This window comes from Peribacillus butanolivorans (genome assembly GCF_001273755.1).
Classification (GTDB): domain Bacteria; phylum Bacillota; class Bacilli; order Bacillales; family DSM-1321; genus Peribacillus; species Peribacillus butanolivorans.
This window is the reverse complement of sequence record NZ_LGYA01000001.1, coordinates 4,151,171-4,171,816: the sequence shown is the minus strand read 5'-3', so window position 1 is coordinate 4,171,816 and position 20,646 is coordinate 4,151,171. Positions and strand designations below refer to the sequence as shown.

Here is a 20,646-nt window from a genome sequence, read left to right as displayed (position 1 = left end):
GTAAAAGAACCATAGATTACATGGCTCTACTATTATGCGTTTCATCTAATTTCTGATTGCTACGTTCCTTAACTGCCCAAATCGCTGCTAATGACACGAGAGATGCAAAAATAATATAAATGGCGACAGGAACATAGGAGTTATTAAACCTATTAAGTAAAGCCGTTGCAACTAGCGGCGCCGTTCCTCCTGCCAGAGCTGCCCCGATTTGATATCCAAGCGTGATGCCGGTATAACGAATCCTTGCATCGAAAATTTCCGAGAACATCGTTCCAAGAACAGCTGTGATGGGAGCCCAAATAACCCCTAAGCCTATCACTGTTGCAATGATTAATAAGAGTACCGATTTTTGCTGCAGCATCCAGAAGTAAGGGAATGCAAACAGTGCCATCCCAATCGTTCCGCCTATAAACAGCTTTTTGCGGCCAATTTTATCAGATAACATCCCCATGAATGGTATTAAAATCGTCGTTATAATTGTTGCAATCATGACTGCAGTCAATGTAGCTGTCCGTGAGAAACCGAGAGTTGAGGTAGCATATGATACGACAAATGTGCTAAAAATATAAAATGGTGCTGTTTCTACCACTTTGGCTTCCACGGCGATAAGCACTTCACGCCAATAATTCTTAAGAGTTTCTACAATCGGTAGCTTTGGAACTTCTCCTGATTCCTTTACTTTTTTGAAAGACGGTGTTTCATCAATTCCTTTACGAATCCATAGGCCGAAAAATACAAGCAAAGCACTAAAAATGAATGGTAAACGCCATCCCCAAGTCATGAATGCGCTTTCAGGAAGCAGTGTCATAATAGATAAGGCAATGGTTCCAAGCAGCATTCCTATAGTAACACCCATCTGAGGAATAGCTCCGAACAAGCCCCGTTTTTCAGCGGGGGCATATTCAACGGCCAATAAAAGCGCGCCTCCCCATTCACCGCCAATTCCTAGACCTTGAACTAAGCGCAATGTGATTAATAAAATCGGCGCCCAAATGCCAACGGCTTGATACGTAGGAAGAAGCCCCATCCCAAATGTTGCGACCCCCATTAAACTAAGTGTTAAAACAAGTGTTTTCTTTCTCCCAATACGATCGCCAATATGGCTAAAGATCACTCCACCAAAAGGGCGGATGAAGAATGCTAACGCAAAGGATGCATAGGAAAGCAACAGCCCTATTGTCGGATCCTCATTCACGAAGAACAACTGGTTAAACACGAGTGCTGCAACGGTCCCATATAAAAAATAGTCAAACCACTCAATCGAACTTCCGACTAAACTCGCAATTAATATTCGCCGCATTTGTTTCTTTTCCATCTTTAGTCACCTCTTCAAAATTGAAGTATCACTTCAATTTATTATTTCCTTCATTTTAAATAATTAGAAATTTTCTGTCAATATTTTTTTAATAAGTTATTAATGACGGGGCATTCATCAAAATTTGTCATGTATAATGAAGCTAAATATTATGTAAAAAAGGGGGCATCTGTATGCCTTTTGATTCAATCGGGAAAAAACTAAGATTATTGAGGAAAGAGCGAAAACTAACATTAAAGAGTCTGGCCGAACAAACAGGCGTTTCGATCAGCTTTTTATCACAAGTAGAACGGGGAAAATCAAGCGTCACATTAGAGTCATTAAAAAAAATCGCTGATACATTAGATGTCAGCCCAAGTTTCTTTTTTTCTGAGGACCGCTCCCAAGAAAATTCAGATTCGAATCATGAACAATTTCATTATCAGAATTTATCCAGCGACATTCGTGATGCTGTTTTTTCGCCTATTCTTGTCACGTTAAAGCCAGGGGAAAATAAAGGAAGCGCTTTTTCTCATAGCGGACATGAATTTTTATTCATTATCGAAGGGAAGTTAACAGTGGAAATAGAGGGAGAAAGAATAGAACTCCATGAACAGCAGTCGTTCATGTTCGATGCTAGAAAAGCCCATTACTGGTTTAACTTCTCGGGTCAAATTGTCCGGTTTTTGGTGGTGTCGTCGAAATAACGGAAGTAAAGAATCAATGAAATTTTCAAGTAAACCAGTTAACGAAAAATGTCGTACAAAAGGGTGGATGTAAACAGGTATTCCTCACTGTTCATCCATCCTTTCTTTTTACCTTATAAAATGTGTGACATTAAATCCTGGGTATTTGAGGGTAATTGTTTAGTGAAAACCCCTTCAATTCTTGAATAAATGAAGAAACTCTTCTAAAATATATTTAGTCATAATTTTACAGTAGATAAAAATATTACATAAAAAGAAATCTGATATATTTTAAAAGAAAAGTAGTTGAAAGGACTTTCAATAATGTCTATGATTTACGAATCTCAAACACTAGTTTCGGCCATGCAAACGCGTGTCGGACAATATAAAGACCTAAAAGAACAGCTCACGGAATTAAAAAAAGGATTTGAGAGTATCGTTAATTTGGATGATGAGCTACAGGGTCAAGGCGCAGAGGCCATTAAAGGGTTTTACAAAGCACAGATCGATGTCGTGGATACTTGGCTGCGTCTGATCAATCGACATGTTGCCTTTTTAAGTGGAATTCAAGGAGATACAATCGAAGCGAACCTTAGTGAAACCGAGGTCACGGTCCCTTTTTTAGAGGGAGAGCTGGAAAACGCCAGCCGAAATTCCAAGGAAATGGTCACAGCCCAAAAAAATGACCTGAAAAAAATATTTGCTGAAATTGATGATATCATTCAGTTAGAGCCTTTTTCCGATGATGGGTTCTTTGAGAATATGGAGAAAGCTGAAAAGAAACGGACCCAAACGATAAACAAAGTAAACGAAATCGACCATAAGTGGACGGCTGAATATGCTAAATCCGAAGCGGACCAAGCGGCAGTGGCGGCACTCATGGAGCAATTGAAAGTATCCAGTACAAGGGGAGGAGAAGTATCCCCTCTCTATTTTAATGCAACAGCTTATAAAAATAGTGAAGCCTATAAAAACCTAGAAGTTAGGAAAAAAGAGACCGCGCAATATCTGAAGGTTAAGAAAGAGGAAGCAGAGAATCGCCGGATCAAGGATTTGAAGGCACAACTCGATCATGTAACCGATCCAGATGAATTCCTCAAAATCGCCAAGCAAATCGGATACGAAAACCTAGCGCCCACCCAGCAGCAATATGTTATGCAGCTAGAATCGTCCAAGCAAACGGCAGAAATTGCAAAGGGAATCGGCGTAGGACTTTTTGATGTGGGAAAAGACTTTGTCACAGGCATTTGGGATCTTGTCACAGACCCTGGGGAAACGATTGAAGGTGTAGCAAATTCAATCATGCACCCGATAAAAACCTATAAATATATTTCAAAGGCAATATCTGATTCATATGAACGGGATATGGTAAATGGTGATGCCTATTCGCGGTCTCATTGGGTAACTTATGCCCTCGGAACAATCGTCACATCAGTAGTAGGAACAAAAGGCGCGGGAGCCGTAACGAAGACTGGGGTAGCCACTACAAAAGCTGCTGCAGTAAAAGGCGTTACGAAGGCAAAAGAACTAGTCTCTATCCCTAACCTATTGCCATACAATCCTAAAAACCAACTGTCGTTGGCAGGTGGAGTACCTTATAATACGATTAATGGTGTGGGGTTGAAGGATCAGTTGATTTCTATGGCGAGAGTGGAGTCTCAAGTCAATGGAGATGGTGGGAAAAAGTTTACTATAGATACTATGAGGCATGTTTATCATGGAGAGATTAATCGACGTGGGAAAGCTGTTGGTTATCATCACGAGAGTATGATGGGTGGTAAAATAGTTCCAGGTACAGAAACAAGGCCTGATAGAAATGGAGTATATAGAGCTAAGGTGGTAATAGATGGAGTAGAAAAGAGAGCAAAATCAAGTTTTTTCCCAAAAGAATGGGACCGGGTACAAGTATTAAAAGCTATTGATGAGGCTTTTAAAAACAAAACGCAAATTGGTGAAAATAAATATTCCGGTTTAACTTCTTCTGGATTACAAATAGATATGTATCTTAAAACAGACGGATCAGTTGCCACTGCTTATCCAATTTATGAAGGAGGTTGAGTATGAAATATTTATACGAGTTTTTTAGAGACCCTTTTGGGACATTGAGAATAAAATTATCGGATGAAATAAAATTATTCGCTGATTTTATTGAAGACATCCCTACAGAGGAAGAAGCAGATGAATATATTGAGATAGTTGATAATGTATTAAATGGTTTACACGAAAAGTTTGAAATTCAACTTAATGCCACAAGTGTGCTAATAAAAAAAGATATGACAGTACTTGAACATTTTTTTAGATATGAAGAGCCTTATGAAAACGAAATGGAGACTAAAGAATTTAAAGAACTTATGTTAATATGGAAAAGTAAAATTCCAGAAAGATTCAAGAAAAATGAGAATTGAATTTATGTTTTTAATTTAATTATTTGTTGAAATGAAGAAAAAAAATTAATCACTAACTGACCACATAAAAGATTTTAAGACGAAAAAACTTAAAAGTAATACTATAAAGGTTATGTGAAGCCATATATGTGTTTTAGTGAATAAGATCGAAGAATATTTCCACATAAGTTCACCCATGGGAACGCGAACATTATATGTCAATGTGTTAATCTTTCAAACCCTTGGCACCTTTGGTGTTAGGGGTTATTTAGGGCCTTCTTACATAAAATTAAATGAAGTCATCAATGCCCGATAAATTAGCTTTGGAATTTTAAGGATTATTACCTTAGTGTATTCTTCATACTTGCCCGTGCGATACGAAACTCAAGATTAGTAGGTGATTTTGGTGAAATATTCAGCTTTACAGGAATTTATTAAGCAGTATGGCGAAGATGATGATTTTACAGGTGGAGTAAGTGAAGACAAAGTAAAAGAGACTGAACAAAAATTACAGGTCTCATTACCGGAAAGTTACAAGTGGTTTTTAAGAAATTATGGCTATGGTGGACTGTTTGGTGTGGAGATAATTGGATATGGCTTTACGGGTCCAGCAGTAGTAGATGCTACCAAAGATCATCAAAAGTATTATGATTTAATAGATGGAATTGTAGTTATAGAAGATATTGATGAATTTGCCTATTGCCTAGATACTAATAAAATGAAAGATGGAGAATGTCCAGTTATAATGTGGGATAATCAAGAAGGCTATGGTCGAAAGCTTGCTGATAATTTTTTAGACTATTTTATTGAACGCCTTGAATTGGCAAAAGAAGAATGGGATGAAGATGAAGAAGATTGGTAAAAGCTGATGGTAATAGTTATTTATCTTGCTTTGTTATAAAGAAAGAAATAATTTTATATAAAAAGAAGTGGATAGAGCCTTTCGAAAATCAAAGGGACTATCCATTTTTTTTAGAAAAGTTGGCTTAGGTGAAGATGATATAGCGAGAATGAAGGATGATCTAAACCCTAAAGGATGGCAAGTACATCACAATTAACCTTTAGATGATGTGAAATGATTTCACTAACTTGGTATTAATAAAAAATGAACAGCTTGTTGTTTTAATGTGGAACTTGTAAAAAATTGGATTAGTTTGCAAAACGTTGAACAATCTGAGAAATCATAAAAACCAACAAACTTGAAATAATAGCTCCGATTAAAATATCATAGCCTGAAATGAAATCATTATAGAATCGAAATGTTCCAATCAATAAAAAAATTAGAAACGCTACCCCTGCAGGAGTGCCAGTCATACAAAAACAAAAAAGGACGAATCATCAATATTTCGTCTGCACACGGCAAGAACCCGGATGCATACAAATCCGCCCATTGTGCCGCAAAATTTGGCCAAGGTGGCTTTACGAAAGTAACCGCACTGGAAAATGCACTGAATGGCATCACATGTAACACAATCATGCCTGGACTAGTACGTACAGAATTAATCGAAAAACAACTGCCAGTACGAGTAGAACAAGATGGAACAACAGTAGAAGAAGCACTAAACCACCACATCCTAGCCGAACTAGGAATCAAACTACTAGAACCATCAGAAATTGATTGTACAGCAGTATGCATAGTGACGGTGCAGCAGCCATCACTGGTGAAGAAATAAGCGTTACAGACGGAATGTAATTATTTGGGGCTATCCCCAATATAGAAAAAAGAGCATGATCTCTATTGAAATCATGCTCTTTGGCTATTTTTAGTAAAGGGAAATCTAAGGGGCTGACCAATCAGAAATGTTACTTAAACCAGGATTCACTATTTTACCATCCCACTCTAGGGCCCATTCTTCACTTTATTCCCGATAACTTTGTTTTATAAATTCCTTCGTTATTATAAATATAAATAGTTTCGCCTCGCATGGCTAAACGGTTTGTCGTCTTCACACTCTATTTGTTTTCACTCCTTATAATATCCAACCACCAATAAAAAAAGCCACCGGCCCCCGGTGGTTTTCCCTTATGCAGTTTTATTATAATGCAAGATGTCTACTTCGAGCGGGATTTGGCTGCAGAATAGTATTTGAATTTTAATATAAATACATAAAAATATAATTAATGTGGAAATATTGTTATTGTAAAAAATGGAATGATACATTATGATTAGTAAAAGTTAATTTTTAGGAAAGGAATTACATGTTATGAAACATTTATTTACTATTTTACTATCTTTAGGACTAGTTTTTGGTCTTTCTCTTGGATCAAATGAGGTTGCAGGTGCAAAAACAAAGGTTAAAACCTATAAAAACTGTACGGCATTGAATAAAGATTATAAAGGGGGCGTAGCTCGTTCATCTTCCGTTAAAAACAAAGGAGGAAAAACGAAATACAAACCTTATGTTTCAAAAGCACTATATGATGCAAATAAAAAAAGCGATCGTGATAAAGACTTGATCGCCTGTGAAAGATAAAACTTGTTTTTCTAAGTTATTTTTGCAAAGACCTTTCGAAAGAAGGGTCTTTTTTTATTTTTAATATTCAATGTTGCTATTAATAGAACTATGGGGTAATAACTTATTTTCAATGGCAGACTCCAAATAGTACAGCCCCAGGTTCTGAGAGAGGAAAGAATATTGTATTCAACCAGGATAGAGGGATACATTTACATTTATTTATTAGGAAGTATAAAGAAATGGATGGAAAGACAGAACCCTATATCTATATAGGGAAGGGTAACACGGTGGAATATGAAGGGGAAAAGCTGATTACCGTTACAATGGAATTAGAGAATGATGTCCTAGCTAGTTTATGTACAGAGTTCACTAAAAGAGTATAGTCTTCTCATTTTAGAAGACTATTTTTTTCATTTATTAATTGTTCCACAGCTGGAATGTCAGCAGGTGCCCATTTTAGAGATCTTAAATTCTCTCGCTTTAACCATATCAGTTTAGAATGTTCATTAGCAGTTGGGGTACCTTCAATGATCTTACATTTTATAGACAGTAAGTTAATAATGAAGGTTTCATATTCATGCGTATTATCATTAAATGTTGAAGCTTCCGTTTCAACTTTACATTGCAATTCTTCATTAATCTCTCTTTTTAAAGCTGTAAAAATATCTTCGCCTTTTTCTACTTTTCCACCTGGGAACTCCCACATGTTAGGGATGCTCATTTCTGGAGAGCGTAACGCACATAGTATTTCATCTTTTTCATTTTCAATGACAGCTGCAACTACTTTAACTTGCTTTTCCATGTTATCCTCCTATAGGTTTGGTTTGCTATGATTAAATAATATCATGATTAAGAGGTGTAATACATTACAGAGTAAGGTTAAACACTTCCTCCTCTCTTTACCCCAAGAACAACCTGGGTACTATCCGTAAAAAGGAAATGATGGAGAAAGATGTGTAATGCGGTCTTTTGGGGAGGGGTTTCGGGTTCTGCGGTCTTGCTCGGTGCCCTTGCTGCCATCTTTATTCGATAAAGAAAAATAACATTGGCTATATTATGGCATTTGGAACGGGCGTATTGATTGGTGCGGCAGCTTATGAATTGCCTGTTGATTCGGTACGAGATGGAGGAATCTGGGCAACGTCGATAGGTTTTATAGCAGGGGCCGCCATTAAAAACGGTTTCATACCTGTGTCGGACAAACCAAGACTTGGTTTTAACGATATCAAGGATTAAGTCATATAAGAGCATATGATGACTGTTTCCAGATATGTGGGCTCCAAGTGATTACTGGAACACGGAATTCTCTAATGATCGATTGTTCAGCTAAGTCTAGTCAAAATAAAGCACCCTTTGGTCAATGAAGACTTGAGGGTGCTTTGTTATGTGGCCTTGACGGGGCTTAGATTTGATCTTCATAGCACAGAATAAAGTTTAGTCTGCGTGTTTAAGGCAGCACATTGCCTGCCTCACGATAGATACCATACCATTCTTCGCGTGTAAGATGAATATCGCTTGCCTTGCAACAATCCTTTAGGCGGTCTTCATTCATCGTACCGATGACTGGTTGCATGTGTGCGGGATGGCGTAAAAGCCATGCGATGACGATAGTCGTGTTGCTAACCTCATACTTGTCCGCAATTTCATTAATCTTTTGATTCAATTCAGGGAACTTGTCGTTTCCAAGGAATACTCCCTCAAAGAATCCGTATTGGAAAGGTGACCAAGGCTGAATGGTGATATCGTTCAGTCTGCAATAATCAAGCACACTGCCGTCCCGGTTCACAGCGAGATCATTTTCCATATTCACATTAAATCCACTAGAGATCATGTTGGCGTTGGTAATGCTTAACTGCAGTTGGTTTGCAACAATCGTCTGTTTCACTGACTTCTTCAGCAACTGGATCTGCATCGGATTCTGGTTGGAAACGCCAAAATGGCGCACTTTTCCTGAGCTTTCAAGAATATCGAAGGCCTCCGCTACTTCTTCCGGCTCTACTAACGTATCCGGACGGTGGAGAAGCAGAATATCCAGATAATCCGTATTCAGCCGCTTCAAGCTTGCGTCCACCGATTCGAGGATATGTTCTTTGGAAAAGTCAAACATCCCCTTACGTATGCCGCACTTGGATTGCAGGATGATCTTTTCACGAATGCCCGCGTTCATTCCGATGGCGTCCGCGAATATTTCCTCACATTCGCCACTGCCATAAATATCAGCATGGTCGAAGAAATTCGCACCCTCTTCCATCGCCGTTTGGACAAAGTGCTCAGCCTCCGCTTTGTCCAGCGAATTGATTCGCATGCAGCCGACTGATACGACCGGCACCTCTAATATGCTGTTTCCAAGTTTCATTGTCCTCATTAATTATGTCCCCCTTATTTGTAATTGAGTACATGGTGTGTGTGTCCGTCACCTACAGAGAAGAAATGGTTCAACCTTTCATATCAGCGGGTTGCCCAGGTCTGTCTTAACATCACAAGTAAATCTGCGTATCTCTTTTTGATTGTGACACACAATCATAGTAGTTTTCAAGATTTACTAAATTTGTTAATAACCTTGTCCTCCGTTGCACGCAGCAAGCAGTTGCTTTTTAAATCTCACGAAGTTTAATAGAAGTTTACGAAAAATATCTAGAGTTGATAGTTATATTTAGAAGTAACAGACCATGCTATCTAAAGATCTAGTCATATAACAGGAACCGTGTTGTTATGGGTGTTGCTGAATCACCACTATTACTGTTTTGATTTCTTCAGTTACCCAATCATCTTCTTTTACTTCGTCAAACATCGGGTCATTTGGATCTTCAGCATTTCGAGATTTGTAGAAGTAATCGTTATTGATAATCTTGTCAAAATACTCGAAATTATCTTTAACCACTTCTTTGAGTTCTGGAGTGATAGCTGCTTCACTAGCTTCTTTTCTAGCTTATTTAGAATCTTTGATAAACTCTTCAAGTTCCTCAGTTTTCTTACCACCAACCTGGTATGAGTATCCAGCCAGTTCTCCAGGCATAAACCCCTATAGAAAAACAATTATTTGATTTTTTTGCTCTTTTTTCTCAGAGTTTTGGAACAAAGGTCTCTTTATAATAACGGGAAATTAGGGTGTAGAATGATGCCGAATAGTTTTGGTTTCTGTGAAAAAAGATGTAGAGTGATGCTAAAATTTGTAGGCCTTTTTAGGTATTTTAAATAATTAAGTAGGGAAAATGAGGAAAACGAGGAATTTATCTGAATATTGAATATTTTTAGAATAGGAGAATGAATGTGAAAAAGAAATTTTTAAAGGTTTTAAGTTCAACAGTAATAGCCGCAGCATTACTTGGCCCAAATGTCAGCTTCGCTGAACGAGGACCAAATCCGACAGGTGGAACGAATCTTTCTACCGAAGCATTCCTTAATTATGACGAGCTTGTAAAAAAATTAAATCAACTTGAGCAAGTGAGTAAGGGGAAAGTAAAAGTAGAAGTGGCTGGACAAACAAATCAGGGTCGTTCCATTCACAAAGTAACGGTCGGTCATGGTGACAAAGTCGTTCTTATTCAAAGTGAAATTCACGGAAATGAAAAAACAGGAACTGTTGCGTTATTGAACATTCTTGAAAACCTTGGTCAAAGTAACTCACCTGAGGTAAAGAAAATGCTTGATGAATTAACAATTGTTGCTATACCAATGATGAACGTAGACGCCTCAGAGCTTGATCGTCGTGGAAATGAGATGACATGGTCAGAGGTTGTAGGGAAATTCCCACAACTTTCAAATGTGAAACCAGCTTGGAACTATTACACGACTCCTAGGTCTGGAGACGACTATGCTAGCAAACCGGGATTTGATGTTAATCGTGACTTTAATCCAAACCTAAACTATGTACCAAAGCCTCAAGACTTCCCGGGGGCATCTGAAAAGCCGGGCTGGTTTATTACACCTGAATCGCAAACGGTACGTGACATATATAAAGGGTTAAAATCGAAATTCGGTAAAGTGGATGTTTTTATCGACCTTCATCACCAAGGGTTCCCATATATCGAAGGAACTGATGATCGTGTAACGATGTCAATTTCCGGAAAATTTGTTGCCAACCCAAGCACTCCTGCAGGGGCTAAATATGCAGAGTATGCAGATAATTTTAAATATGATTTCTCCCGTCAGTTGACACTTACTGCTTATAACGCACTACAAGCAAAAGGGAATTCCGTGTTTACAAATATTTCATTGTACGATCAATCTATTGACCTGCCAGGTACTGCTTTAGGAACGTTTGCTTTAAACGGAAGTGGTACGGTTCTATTTGAAGTTAGTGGACAAACACAAAACTTTGGGCAAAAAAAGAAAGGCCAGCTAGTAAAAACAGTTGAAACGGGTCTAATGGGCATTATCAATGGTGTAACAGATGGATCGGTTCATAATCTTAATCCATCAGACTATGAAAATATTCCTGAAAGTTCATCTACACCGGGAATCTAATCACGTTGAAACCTAATTTTAAAGGGGGCTGTCTCAAAAGATAAATGAACTTTTGAGACAGCCCTTGTTATCGTACTTACAGCTTAACGAAGATTCTTAGCTTCTTGCATCTAGAGATGCACAATACGAAATGTTTCAGGAAATCGCTATGCAAACTCTAAAGAGAATCGGTTAGTTTATCCGAAAAAACCCGAACGAGTTCGTGCAGATCTGGATTTATATATAGGCCTCACTAGAATATATTGATTCAATATATGCAGAAAGGAGTGTTCGTTTGGAAAAGGAAAACCTAAAAAAGTTTAGTTGGCAGCAATAAATACTAATGTTCATGAATCTCACACAACTCTGTTGAGGGGTTCTTTTTTTTGTTCATAAGATATTACCAAAAACATCGGTTTTAAGGGAAAAAATAAGGGCCTTTTTGGTTTCGTTTAAAAGCATATACTGCACTTAATAAATTAAAGGGGAGGAAATTAAAATGGATTTTGGATGGGATAACAAAGAGGTATATATAGGGACGAAAAGAAAACGTGGATTAGGAAAGAAAGGATTTTGTTTTGGTATTAAAGGCTCCCTTGGGGAGTTTTTTATCCTAATCCACCATTAAGTTAAATTTAGCCATGACTTTTCAAGAAACATCACAATTCGGTATATTTCCTTTCAATTTTCCTAAGTTCATCTAAAAGTCCAAATAAGGTGTGTAATACGGCTGTTTGAATATATAGATTCATATAATTATCATTGCTCTTCTTCTGAAAAGATAAATCATGTTTTTCATCAATTATTCGAGTTATACAATCATTAATTTCACTCCACATTTCTTTCGTTGCTTCTTTAGTTTTCATCTCCATAATCTCCCACTCCTTTTTTATTAGTCTATCCACTCTATTAAATTCTTATTCTTTTTTTTTGTCACAGCTTTAAATTTTTTAGAATCGATTTTTTCAACTCCAAATAGTTTCAACTGGTCAGTTCATAAACTGCTACTTTCCTATTGTTGGTGTTAAAATATCATCTCAAAACATACACTCTTCATAATAATGTATTAGATTTTAGACAGTGAGGAGATGGAGAAATGAACTTCGAGATGCAAATAGCGAATATGTTGGCTAAAAATATAAAAGGTTTCATTAAATTTGTTCATAAACATTATGAAAATAAAAACAATATCTTTTGTTTAAATACAGATAAAGTGTATCAATTAAAACTTCTTGTTGAGGAGTATAAGTTTCAAGTATTAGCAGATGAACTTCTGAGAATCAATCGGTTTACCTGGGATGAAAACTACACTCATTTATTAGTTGATAGATTTAGAAAAGGGATGAGCATTATAGAAGAGTACGTAGAAAATAACTACAATGATTTATTCATTTTTACCGCTAGACTTTACACATTAAATAGCCTCAGCTTAACATTTAGCAAGGAGGAATAAGGTGTCCCTCTATATAAAAAATCCCCCCAAATGTACCCAATGAAATGGCAGGTACTATTTTAAATAAAAAGGATTTCAACATTTTCCATTTTCTTAAAGACTGGGGTGTGCTGTTATCTTTTTTTAATGAAAATTTATTTGTTAAGTAATTAACCAGAAAAGAAACCGAAATGAAGAATTGGTAAAATGAGTTTTTATGGAGAAGTTTTTTTACAGTGAAAGAGGGGGAGTAAAGTTGGAGGAACATGTGAAAAAGTCTTTAGGTGAATGGAAAGAAGAAATTAGTGAATTATTAAATGCTATAGAAAAAGAATATGAAGAAGTTAAACTTGAGCTTAAGGTTTATTCCTACAAATTCAATATCACCAAACAAGTTGTACAATCCACTATTAATGATGAAATTATTCGAAACATTCGCGAGCTCTATCATAAACCTTTTGAACAAAAAGTGAACGAATTGAAAGGATTAATAAAAGAACTGGAAGAAAAGAGAAAAGTTTTCCAAATGTTTGTTGAGAAAATTGAAAAGGTCAGTGAAAAAGAGGAAGGAAAACCTCATATATCCGTAATATAAGAAATAGTGGGAATTGTTAGCATGGTAGAGCCACAATCCGTTTTTGCAGACAAGCAAATCGATATTTGTGGTGTTTTTTTGCTTCGCTTTATCGTATTGTCCTGTAAATTTGCAAACCTTAGACTTCATGAACTTTTAAAGATCAAGAGTCTTTTAATCGATTGCATGAATTATTGGCTCTAAATATGGAGTGATTACCAGGGATGAAAGAGAATTTTAGGAAAATATATGACAAACCCCCATTGAAATAGATGAGAAAAAAGAAATGAATAGTACCCGCTATTTAATAATAAGTGGAGCTATGATAATCGTAACGACTCTACTATTGGCCTAAATAAAGAAGAGCACATATTGTCATGTACAATATGTGCTCTTCTTTTATTCAATTAAAGCTATTATTTGCTTGGCATTGTAGAGATATATTTTTTAACTACTTCATAAACATATTCTTGATTTGCTGCTGCTGTATTTGGGTTGTATTTACCACCATTCACTTTATTATTAGATAGTACTCTAATACCCAAGAATGGTACATCATAAGCTTTGGCAATTTGTGCTGCGGAGGCACCTTCCATTTCTTCTACAGATGTACCGTATTTAGTATGGAACCATTTAATTCTATCAACTTCATTATTCCAAACGTCTGCAGAACCTATAGTACCCTCGACAACCTTACCCTTAGTGTATTTATCTTTAACTGCATTAGCAGCTGCTAGTAAATCCTTATCTCCCTCATAGAAACGGGGTTTTTCAGCATTAGGATCTTCTCCTGCACTTCCTTCAGAAGCCATTAGGTCCATAGGTTTCCATATAGTTGGATCAATTCCTTGGTTTTCAGCCTTATCTGCTGTTTTTAATGAACCAATGTTTACCGTTCTTTTTCCTAAAACAATATCAAAAACGTTTAAACTTGGATCATGTCCCCCTGATGTTCCTTGATTGATTATTGCTATAGGGTTAAATTTTTCAATAGCAACTGCTGTAGCGGCTGCTGTGTTTTCCATTCCCTTGCCTGTTTTTGCAACTATTACAGGATAATTGTCTAACGTTCCAATGTAAAATACAAAATCTCCTGATTTTTCTTCTTTAACATTTTCTAATCTTTTTGCGAAATTTTCTGCTTCGATTGGCATTGGACCTTGAATTATAATAGGCCTTTGAGCAGTTTTTTGTTCAGTTGCAGTTTTTGAAGTAGAATTACAACCTGCAACTACTGATAATAACAGTAAAGTAATAATGCCTAATAAAGAGTATTTTTTTAACATATTGTTTTTCATAAATATTCTCCTTAGTGATAGTTTTTCTCTAACATAAAAAATTGAAAAGTGCCAAATAGCTAAAGCTATGTCTTCCTACATATCAATACTATTATTATTATTATTTAACACGAATATTAAAAATTGGTTTAATAATGCTACATATTCCTTTGCTTCTTTCCTTTATTAAAACTGTTGCTTTATGTTTTCCTCCCTGTTGTTTGTTATCCTCGTAGTTTTGGTCAAAAGAAAAAAGTCTAGAAACTGTAGAATGATTTCTACCTTCTAGACCTACAAAAGTCAAAGTATAGATAAAGCAAAAATGAAGCTAATGCTAAATCATAAGCTGCTAAAAAAGCCGAACAGCCGAATACTTTAACTCGTAGTCTAGTTCTTTCAATGGGAACCAGGTAGAGACACTCAGACCATATTACTGAGGATATACGAGTAATGATATTTAAGATTATTACTTTGTTAATATAGCAAACTTATCATAGATAATCAACAAAAAGGTGAATATTAAATTAGGAATATGATTTAATGTTCGTGTTTGGGAAGGGGAGGATAAAGGAAAAATGGGGTTTTTGCTTTGGTATTGTTTAAATGATGAATTCACGAGTAAATGGTGAAAACTCACGAGTAAAAGTCCGAAACTTACGAGTAAATCCTCAAAACTCACGAGTAAACCCCTAAAAAAGGGACCCATACATAAGTATAGGTCCCTTTTTTTATACACTTTGCAATTTATACAGTGTTAAATGTAATATATATGTTGCAAAATGTAAAATAAATCATATAATAAGAGTGAATGGAGGATGATTAATGATGAAAGTATTTAAAAAAATCACGGATGAACGAATCGAGAATGTAAGAAATAAAATTTATAAAGAAATGTATCATGTCATTATGGCCATTTGTCTATTGAGCGTACTTTTTAAAATATATAAATATGGTGTAGGCAGCGGGGAATTATATCTGGAATTGGTGATCCTTTTGGCATCAGGGGTGTATTATTTAGCTCGTTCCATTTTCTTAGGCGTATTCTGGGATGAAGTAGAAATGCATGACCGTACGAGTAAAACACAGATGAGCAAGAAGACCATTTTTGGTACGGTTGGTTTAGCTCTTATCATCGCTACGATCATGGGGGTGAATAGTGCTGTATCCTATGCGGATGGCAGTTCTCAAGGGTTGTGGTATTTTGTATTGGTATGGTGTGTTTCGGTTATGATCTACTTGCCGATTTTACTTCTGTTTTTTGGTGGTATATACTTGCTAGCGAAGAAAATTGGAATGAAAAATAGCGAAGATAATAAGAAATTGTAGGTGCGTTCCTTTGAAAAATATAAAACTGAAGCTTGCAAGAGTGGAAAAGGATTTGTCACAAGATGAGCTAGCCAAGATTGTCGGTGTTTCCAGACAAACGATAGGATTGATTGAATCCGGAAAGTATAATCCCTCATTAAGTTTGTGCATTGGTATTTGTATAGCATTATCACGTACGTTAAATGATTTGTTTTGGGATGAGGAAATAAAAGATTAATCATTGATTTGGATACCCCTTCTTCATTTCAAGGCAAAAAAACAAGGAATTTCTCATCACAAAATGGGGGAAGGTATAAAGGCAGTTTGTTAGCTTTAACCTAATAGTTGAGAGGGATGGTATGATGGATCGTACGATTGGTTACTTACGTGAGATATTGTCTAACTATACGGATCAATATCCCCAAGCGCAGGAAATTTATAATAAAATCAAGGATGGACACTTTCATTCTGAAGAAGAACTCATCAATAAGCTTACCGTCAAAGAGTCGAGACTCCTTAATCGAATTCTGCCTCAGGAAATTGAGCATGCAAAGGAAGCTAGTGATACAGAACGGGTCACTCAATTATCGGAGGTATACGAACTTATTCTTGTTTAATAAAACCTTGTCCATGATCAACATGGACAAGGTTTTTAGATTTTTTTATTAATCCATTTCGCTGAGGGAATCCATATGACTCGCTATCATAGCGATGATTGTGCTAGCTTCTTCCTTACTGAATATAAAGTTTGTTTCATCTTTTATCAGATCATCATCTGCTGTCCGAATGCGGTTAATCCGTTTTAGCACTCCATCACCAGTTTCCTGAACAACTCCAAATTGATAGGTGACCTCCACTTCATTTTCTTGAATATAGGCTGTCACTTCAGGCGTTTCCCATTCCACATCGATTTCGTACATCTCAGTCTCTTCGGTTAGTTCATTTTCATCGTAATATTCATCATCGAGATCATATTCATATTCGATGCCATCCCCTTCTAAATAGTTATGGAAGCTTTCATGGACAGCATCAACGATATCTTCAATATCAGATAAGATCACCTTGCTAACTTGGCCTAAATCCGGATCAAAGGATTCCATATAAAATTCTTCATTATGCGGATCGAAAAACAGAGTGGAAAAATAATCCCTCTCATTGTCATCCAACTCTGTATAAAATTCGATACGTGGATGTTTAGCTCCTCGCTCCACGATCAAACTGCCATTTCGATCGTATTTTTCACAAATTGATTTAAGATGATCCTGTAATTCCCCGCTTACTCTGTCGAACCATTCTAAAGACATCCAACATCCACATCCTTTCATGATTATTATTTCCCAGAAAAAGCGAACCTGTCATTCCATTTAAAGCCAGATGCATTTTGTCTCGTCGTTAAGTTAGGGTTTCTTAAGGTTGAAGCTTAATGGAAGAGGATTATTGGTGGTTAGATGGAGTTAAAATCTAGGGTAAAATAAAATGAAAAAATTCGAGCTGATTAGTCATAAAAAAAATGATTTAAAGGAAAATTAAATACTGATATATCTCCTAGAAGTCAGGAATAGTTAAACAGGATTTTCCGCACATATCAGGGTAGAAATACAATTTACTCTAATCAATATTTAGTTCGTAAACTACCTATTAGATTTTTCTTATTTAGTTATTGAAGGCGGCCTTCTCTGTAACTCCGGCTGGCCGCATATGGCAGCAGAAAAATTTGTTTCATATAAATAAACCTTTGTGCCCTTTAACATAAGAAAGACTATCTCAAGAAAATTGAATAAACCTGTTCAAGTAATATACTTGGGCAGTTTTTTTACGTTTACCAAAGAAAATAAAAAAACTTTCACCACCATGCTACTTTCACCTCGTAAAAGTTTATATAGAGTGTGAAAGGAGGTGAGCGACATGGCAAACCAAATTCCAGTATCAAGTACGTTACGGATTGATTTTGAGACGGGGTTAAATGAAAAGGGGTCTATTGTTTTCAAGCGTAGGTCATTTTCGAACATCAAGGTTGAGGCGACGGCGGATCAGTTGTTTTCGGCAGCTACAGCGATTGCAAGCGTGCAGAATTATCCAATGGGTGAAGTGACCCGAGTGGATACGAATTCATTGATAAGCTAAATCGGATTTTAGCAAAAGGTTGGAAAAACAGGAGGTGATACAAAATGGCTAGAGTATTGGAAATGATTTTCGTAACAGAGGAAGGAAAGTCTGCGACGATTTCCGTTGAAAATCCGAAGGAGCCGGTTGATGCGAATACAGTCAAATCGGCAATGGAGCAAATGATTGCGGGGAATGCCTTCGTTGCATCATCGGGCGACTTTGTCAGTATTAAAGGAGCACGCCTTGTCGAGCGTAATGTCGAGGATGTTGAACTTATCTAACTTGTCAGCAGGCAGGCTCATCTTTGAAGGACGTGTCCTGAAATGGGTGAGCCTGTTTTTCACCATACCAGAAGAGAGGTGAACAAAAGTGGATCAAATCCTGCCATTTATCAGTGATATCGGATTTCCGATTATTGTTACCCTTTATTTGCTTCATCGGATTGAAACAAAATTGGATACATTGAACGGAACCCTTGTTGAGCTGCCGGATCGTTTGCAAGAGGGATTCCAAAGTCAGTTCAGAGGATAGGTAGGGAGCATTATGGATGTTATCGACCAATGAGAAAAAGACAATTCAGCTGACACACTCTGTAGGAAATCCTATTATCGTTTCTCCTGCTGTGGAATATAAGGTAAAATGAACCTTTCATAGAAATGGGGAAATCAATCAATATAGCAGGGTATCATGATCAAGCACCACATCATGAAGTCTATTTAAAAGAGTTAGATGACCCAAGCTGGCAAACCCTTTACCAAGCAAAAAAACAAAGGACTCGAAATGATGGCCCACCCTACGGCCAATCATTTATGGAGGTATTCTACTTTTGCAAAATGAAAAGGACGAAAAGCCATGGCAGCTTATCGTCCTTTTTTCTTTTTTTATAAAAATCGCTTTCGAACACTTGGCGATGGCAGCATACAGCTTTCTTCTTTTTTCCCAAACCATTTGTAACGGTTCTTGGCAATAAAGTCATAAGCGATGTTCCGAATGAAGCTTGGAACGATGGTAAAACCGTAAAACAGTTTCCATGCCCCTTGTAAGCGACGGCAAATCCTCAGAGCTGCAGTCGATTTATAGTAGGCCTTATCCTTTTCGATCAGCACTATACTATCAATATTTGCAGGAACATCGTACTTTTTCAGCAACTCTTGTCCAGCTTCACTTTGAAGCGAAGCGAAATGAAAAAGCCCTTTCGGATCCCGCTTTATAATGAACTGTACACTCGAATCGCAAAAATTGCATTCACCATCAAATAAAATGACCGTATTCATGAACATTCCTCCTAAAGAGAGACGTTATCATACTCATGCTTCTATCATACACTACCCGTTTTGGTAAGGCGAAGACGTATGGAACATTGCTTGGGGTATTAACTGTCTCTTCTATATTATGTCATGTTTAATAAGGAGTAATTAAGGTTAAGGAATAGCTTTTTTAGTAGTTAAAAAAAGGAAATGTCGATATAATTACAAATAATAGGTTTGTTTACTAAATGATCAAAAGGGTTGAAGTAATTTTTAGGGGGAGTAACCTTTGCTTTTTCAAAAAATGACTGTAGGATTCCTAGTGGTATGTTGCCTTGCTGCTTGCGACGAACAACAAATCATCAAAAAAGAAATGATTCAGATACAAAAGAAAACAGAAGTGCAAGATACATCCTCCAGTAATCTCCCATCTTACAATGCACCGAAGTATTTGGGGAAATATTTGTATAGCTATTGGGTAGCGGAAGGTTCGTTCCTTGTTATTCTAAGAGATGAAATTAGCACATTTACAATGCAGAGGATCACAAAAGATGACATAGGAACAATTAGGCACTTTGAAATAATTGAACCAACCGATAACAAGATTACTGGTGTACTTTATAGTGTTGAGAAACAAAATAGAACTTCATTATTTACGTTAGAATTAAGCGAAGATAAAACGGAATTGACTATTACATTACCAAACGAAAAACCAGTTACTTTCAAAGAAACAGAAATGACTCCAGAAGAATATAATGCTAGTTATACTTGGAAATGAAATGTTATTTGAAGGAACAACTAAATTAACTCATTAATGACCTTGAAAGGGCTTATTTAAATACCACAAGGTACGAAAGATTTCTGCAGATAAGGAAGCAGGCAAAGAAACATGGAATGAATTGTTTGCTTGATAAAGAATGAGACCAATAACCTCTAATGTGAATGGTGAATGATGGGTGGATTGGATCAAATCGACTTAAAACGGAATAATTCGACGCACAAATCAAATAATTCGTCCTACAGGGAGATAATCCGTCCTACACACCAAATAATTCGTCCTACGGGGAGATAATCCGTCCTACACACCAAATAATTCGTCCTACATCGAATAATCCGTCCTACACACAAATTAATTCGTCCTACAGGGAGATAATCCGTCCTACACACAAATTAATTCACAGGGAGATAATCCGTCCTACACACAAATTAATTCGTCCTACAGAGAGCTAATTCGTCCTACACACTAATTATTCCGTCCTACAGGGGATATTCCGTCTTACAAACGAAATAATTCGTCCTACAGGGAGATAANAATTCGTCCTACGATAATCCGTCCTACACACAAATTAATTAGTCCTACATCGAATAATCCGTCCTACACACAAAATAATTCGACCTACAGAGAGATAATTCGTCCTATACACTATTTAATTCAATTC

25 protein-coding genes, 1 pseudogene and 1 riboswitch are annotated in these 20,646 nt (G+C 36.7%); of the genes and pseudogenes, 19 read left to right on the top strand and 7 right to left on the bottom strand.

Features of this window, described 5'->3' with window-relative positions; translation table 11 throughout:
* Positions 1-16 precede the first annotated feature (16 nt).
* Positions 17-1,315 (bottom strand): MFS transporter, encoded by a 1,299-nt coding sequence (locus AKG34_RS19250; protein WP_053347584.1) that lies wholly within the window; start codon positions 1,313-1,315, stop codon positions 17-19.
* A 173-nt stretch (positions 1,316-1,488) separates the two neighbouring features.
* Between AKG34_RS19250 and AKG34_RS19245 the strand changes: the two genes are divergently transcribed.
* The 7 genes from AKG34_RS19245 to AKG34_RS27160 all read left to right on the top strand — a co-directional run bounded on the left by AKG34_RS19245 (position 1,489) and on the right by AKG34_RS27160 (position 7,203).
* A complete protein-coding gene (locus AKG34_RS19245) occupies positions 1,489-2,001 on the top strand; it encodes a helix-turn-helix domain-containing protein (protein WP_053347583.1) in 513 nt (170 codons plus the stop codon).
* Positions 2,002-2,304: 303 nt separating this feature from the next.
* Entirely contained in the window at positions 2,305-4,038 is a 1,734-nt protein-coding gene (locus AKG34_RS19240) for a T7SS effector LXG polymorphic toxin (protein WP_053347582.1), read from the top strand.
* Positions 4,039-4,040: 2 nt separating this feature from the next.
* Entirely contained in the window at positions 4,041-4,385 is a 345-nt protein-coding gene (locus AKG34_RS19235; protein ID WP_053347581.1) for a hypothetical protein, read from the top strand.
* Between the two features lie 385 nt (positions 4,386-4,770).
* Complete coding sequence (locus AKG34_RS19230; RefSeq protein WP_053347580.1) at positions 4,771-5,226, top strand: SMI1/KNR4 family protein; 456 nt, start codon at positions 4,771-4,773, stop codon at positions 5,224-5,226.
* Between the two features lie 397 nt (positions 5,227-5,623).
* Positions 5,624-6,037, top strand: coding sequence for an SDR family NAD(P)-dependent oxidoreductase (locus tag AKG34_RS19225; protein WP_053347579.1), 414 nt, complete (start codon positions 5,624-5,626; stop codon positions 6,035-6,037).
* A gap of 531 nt (positions 6,038-6,568) precedes the next feature.
* Complete coding sequence (locus AKG34_RS19220; protein ID WP_053347578.1) at positions 6,569-6,838, top strand: excalibur calcium-binding domain-containing protein; 270 nt, start codon at positions 6,569-6,571, stop codon at positions 6,836-6,838.
* Positions 6,839-6,936: 98 nt separating this feature from the next.
* Entirely contained in the window at positions 6,937-7,203 is a 267-nt protein-coding gene (locus AKG34_RS27160) for a DUF3427 domain-containing protein (protein WP_083450851.1), read from the top strand.
* A gap of 5 nt (positions 7,204-7,208) precedes the next feature.
* Here AKG34_RS27160 and AKG34_RS19215 read toward each other — a convergent pair whose 3' ends face one another.
* Positions 7,209-7,622, bottom strand: a complete 414-nt coding sequence (locus AKG34_RS19215) for a (deoxy)nucleoside triphosphate pyrophosphohydrolase (RefSeq protein ID WP_053347577.1) — start codon at positions 7,620-7,622, stop codon at positions 7,209-7,211.
* Positions 7,623-7,772: 150 nt separating this feature from the next.
* Here AKG34_RS19215 and AKG34_RS19210 point away from each other — a divergent pair.
* Positions 7,773-7,993 (top strand): annotated as a pseudogene (locus AKG34_RS19210) (ZIP family metal transporter); the annotation flags it as partial.
* Between the two features lie 274 nt (positions 7,994-8,267).
* On the opposite strand, the gene AKG34_RS19205 reads toward AKG34_RS19210, so the two are convergent.
* On the bottom strand, positions 8,268-9,185 hold the full coding sequence (locus AKG34_RS19205; RefSeq protein ID WP_053347575.1) for an aldo/keto reductase: 918 nt from the start codon (positions 9,183-9,185) through the stop codon (positions 8,268-8,270).
* A 905-nt stretch (positions 9,186-10,090) separates the two neighbouring features.
* Between AKG34_RS19205 and AKG34_RS19200 the strand changes: the two genes are divergently transcribed.
* Together AKG34_RS19200 and AKG34_RS29340 are read left to right on the top strand one after the other, a co-directional pair.
* Positions 10,091-11,287, top strand: a complete 1,197-nt coding sequence (locus AKG34_RS19200; protein WP_053347574.1) for a M14 family zinc carboxypeptidase — start codon at positions 10,091-10,093, stop codon at positions 11,285-11,287.
* Between the two features lie 478 nt (positions 11,288-11,765).
* The gene (locus AKG34_RS29340; protein ID WP_269083744.1) at positions 11,766-11,894 is read left to right on the top strand and encodes a hypothetical protein; all 129 of its coding nucleotides are present in this window, start codon (positions 11,766-11,768) and stop codon (positions 11,892-11,894) included.
* Positions 11,895-11,925: 31 nt separating this feature from the next.
* Here AKG34_RS29340 and AKG34_RS19195 read toward each other — a convergent pair whose 3' ends face one another.
* Positions 11,926-12,132 carry a hypothetical protein gene (locus AKG34_RS19195; RefSeq protein ID WP_236694973.1) on the bottom strand — a complete coding sequence of 69 codons (207 nt, stop codon included), beginning with the start codon at positions 12,130-12,132 and terminating at the stop codon, positions 11,926-11,928.
* Positions 12,133-12,362: 230 nt separating this feature from the next.
* On the opposite strand from AKG34_RS19195, the gene AKG34_RS19190 reads away from it, so the two are divergent.
* Together AKG34_RS19190 and AKG34_RS19185 are read left to right on the top strand one after the other, a co-directional pair.
* Complete coding sequence (locus tag AKG34_RS19190; RefSeq protein WP_053347572.1) at positions 12,363-12,719, top strand: hypothetical protein; 357 nt, start codon at positions 12,363-12,365, stop codon at positions 12,717-12,719.
* 235 nt (positions 12,720-12,954) lie between these two features.
* Entirely contained in the window at positions 12,955-13,293 is a 339-nt protein-coding gene (locus AKG34_RS19185; RefSeq protein ID WP_053347571.1) for a hypothetical protein, read from the top strand.
* 395 nt (positions 13,294-13,688) lie between these two features.
* Here the strand turns inward: AKG34_RS19185 and AKG34_RS19180 are convergent, their stop codons facing one another.
* Complete coding sequence (locus tag AKG34_RS19180) at positions 13,689-14,570, bottom strand: 5'-methylthioadenosine/S-adenosylhomocysteine nucleosidase (RefSeq protein WP_053347570.1); 882 nt, start codon at positions 14,568-14,570, stop codon at positions 13,689-13,691.
* Between the two features lie 342 nt (positions 14,571-14,912).
* A riboswitch (purine riboswitch) is annotated at positions 14,913-15,016 on the bottom strand.
* Positions 15,017-15,371: 355 nt separating this feature from the next.
* On the opposite strand from AKG34_RS19180, the gene AKG34_RS19175 reads away from it, so the two are divergent.
* The 3 genes from AKG34_RS19175 (at position 15,372) to AKG34_RS19165 (ending at position 16,471) form a co-directional block, all read left to right on the top strand.
* Positions 15,372-15,875: a DUF6773 family protein gene (locus tag AKG34_RS19175; RefSeq protein WP_053347569.1), complete on the top strand. Its 504-nt coding sequence runs from the start codon at positions 15,372-15,374 to the stop codon at positions 15,873-15,875.
* A gap of 10 nt (positions 15,876-15,885) precedes the next feature.
* Positions 15,886-16,092 carry a helix-turn-helix transcriptional regulator gene (locus tag AKG34_RS19170; RefSeq protein WP_053347568.1) on the top strand — a complete coding sequence of 69 codons (207 nt, stop codon included), beginning with the start codon at positions 15,886-15,888 and terminating at the stop codon, positions 16,090-16,092.
* A gap of 121 nt (positions 16,093-16,213) precedes the next feature.
* Complete coding sequence (locus tag AKG34_RS19165) at positions 16,214-16,471, top strand: sigma-G-dependent sporulation-specific acid-soluble spore protein CsgA (RefSeq protein ID WP_223305450.1); 258 nt, start codon at positions 16,214-16,216, stop codon at positions 16,469-16,471.
* 48 nt (positions 16,472-16,519) lie between these two features.
* On the opposite strand, the gene AKG34_RS19160 is transcribed toward AKG34_RS19165, so the two are convergent.
* Complete coding sequence (locus AKG34_RS19160; RefSeq protein ID WP_053347567.1) at positions 16,520-17,158, bottom strand: hypothetical protein; 639 nt, start codon at positions 17,156-17,158, stop codon at positions 16,520-16,522.
* A gap of 601 nt (positions 17,159-17,759) precedes the next feature.
* On the opposite strand from AKG34_RS19160, the gene AKG34_RS19155 reads away from it, so the two are divergent.
* The 3 genes from AKG34_RS19155 to AKG34_RS19145 all read left to right on the top strand — a co-directional run bounded on the left by AKG34_RS19155 (position 17,760) and on the right by AKG34_RS19145 (position 18,491).
* Positions 17,760-17,978, top strand: coding sequence for a DUF1659 domain-containing protein (locus AKG34_RS19155; RefSeq protein WP_053347566.1), 219 nt, complete (start codon positions 17,760-17,762; stop codon positions 17,976-17,978).
* A 44-nt stretch (positions 17,979-18,022) separates the two neighbouring features.
* Positions 18,023-18,241 carry a DUF2922 domain-containing protein gene (locus AKG34_RS19150; protein WP_053347565.1) on the top strand — a complete coding sequence of 73 codons (219 nt, stop codon included), beginning with the start codon at positions 18,023-18,025 and terminating at the stop codon, positions 18,239-18,241.
* An 88-nt stretch (positions 18,242-18,329) separates the two neighbouring features.
* Entirely contained in the window at positions 18,330-18,491 is a 162-nt protein-coding gene (locus AKG34_RS19145; RefSeq protein WP_053347564.1) for a YvrJ family protein, read from the top strand.
* Between the two features lie 350 nt (positions 18,492-18,841).
* Here AKG34_RS19145 and AKG34_RS19135 read toward each other — a convergent pair whose 3' ends face one another.
* Positions 18,842-19,234 (bottom strand): thiol-disulfide oxidoreductase DCC family protein, encoded by a 393-nt coding sequence (locus tag AKG34_RS19135; RefSeq protein WP_053347562.1) that lies wholly within the window; start codon positions 19,232-19,234, stop codon positions 18,842-18,844.
* Between the two features lie 262 nt (positions 19,235-19,496).
* Here AKG34_RS19135 and AKG34_RS19130 point away from each other — a divergent pair, with 262 nt between their 5' ends.
* Complete coding sequence (locus AKG34_RS19130) at positions 19,497-19,985, top strand: hypothetical protein (protein WP_053347561.1); 489 nt, start codon at positions 19,497-19,499, stop codon at positions 19,983-19,985.
* Positions 19,986-20,646 lie beyond the last annotated feature (661 nt).

Excerpts from the sequence above, each read along its gene's own strand:
- AKG34_RS19250 (WP_053347584.1), bottom strand. The coding sequence starts at position 1,315 with ATGGAAAAGAAACAAATGCGGCGAATATTAATTGCGAGTTTAGTCGGA.
- AKG34_RS19245 (WP_053347583.1), top strand. The coding sequence starts at position 1,489 with ATGCCTTTTGATTCAATCGGGAAAAAACTAAGATTATTGAGGAAAGAG.
- AKG34_RS19240 (WP_053347582.1), top strand. The coding sequence starts at position 2,305 with ATGTCTATGATTTACGAATCTCAAACACTAGTTTCGGCCATGCAAACG.
- AKG34_RS19235 (WP_053347581.1), top strand. The coding sequence starts at position 4,041 with ATGAAATATTTATACGAGTTTTTTAGAGACCCTTTTGGGACATTGAGA.
- AKG34_RS19225 (WP_053347579.1), top strand. The coding sequence starts at position 5,624 with ATGTTCCAATCAATAAAAAAATTAGAAACGCTACCCCTGCAGGAGTGC.
- AKG34_RS19220 (WP_053347578.1), top strand. The coding sequence starts at position 6,569 with ATGAAACATTTATTTACTATTTTACTATCTTTAGGACTAGTTTTTGGT.
- AKG34_RS19215 (WP_053347577.1), bottom strand. The coding sequence starts at position 7,622 with ATGGAAAAGCAAGTTAAAGTAGTTGCAGCTGTCATTGAAAATGAAAAA.
- AKG34_RS19205 (WP_053347575.1), bottom strand. The coding sequence starts at position 9,185 with ATGAGGACAATGAAACTTGGAAACAGCATATTAGAGGTGCCGGTCGTA.
- AKG34_RS29340 (WP_269083744.1), top strand. The coding sequence starts at position 11,766 with ATGGATTTTGGATGGGATAACAAAGAGGTATATATAGGGACGAAAAGA.
- AKG34_RS19195 (WP_236694973.1), bottom strand. The coding sequence starts at position 12,132 with ATGAAAACTAAAGAAGCAACGAAAGAAATGTGGAGTGAAATTAATGAT.
- AKG34_RS19190 (WP_053347572.1), top strand. The coding sequence starts at position 12,363 with ATGAACTTCGAGATGCAAATAGCGAATATGTTGGCTAAAAATATAAAA.
- AKG34_RS19180 (WP_053347570.1), bottom strand. The coding sequence starts at position 14,570 with ATGAAAAACAATATGTTAAAAAAATACTCTTTATTAGGCATTATTACT.
- AKG34_RS19175 (WP_053347569.1), top strand. The coding sequence starts at position 15,372 with ATGATGAAAGTATTTAAAAAAATCACGGATGAACGAATCGAGAATGTA.
- AKG34_RS19165 (WP_223305450.1), top strand. The coding sequence starts at position 16,214 with ATGATGGATCGTACGATTGGTTACTTACGTGAGATATTGTCTAACTAT.
- AKG34_RS19160 (WP_053347567.1), bottom strand. The coding sequence starts at position 17,158 with ATGTCTTTAGAATGGTTCGACAGAGTAAGCGGGGAATTACAGGATCAT.
- AKG34_RS19155 (WP_053347566.1), top strand. The coding sequence starts at position 17,760 with ATGGCAAACCAAATTCCAGTATCAAGTACGTTACGGATTGATTTTGAG.
- AKG34_RS19150 (WP_053347565.1), top strand. The coding sequence starts at position 18,023 with ATGGCTAGAGTATTGGAAATGATTTTCGTAACAGAGGAAGGAAAGTCT.
- AKG34_RS19135 (WP_053347562.1), bottom strand. The coding sequence starts at position 19,234 with ATGAATACGGTCATTTTATTTGATGGTGAATGCAATTTTTGCGATTCG.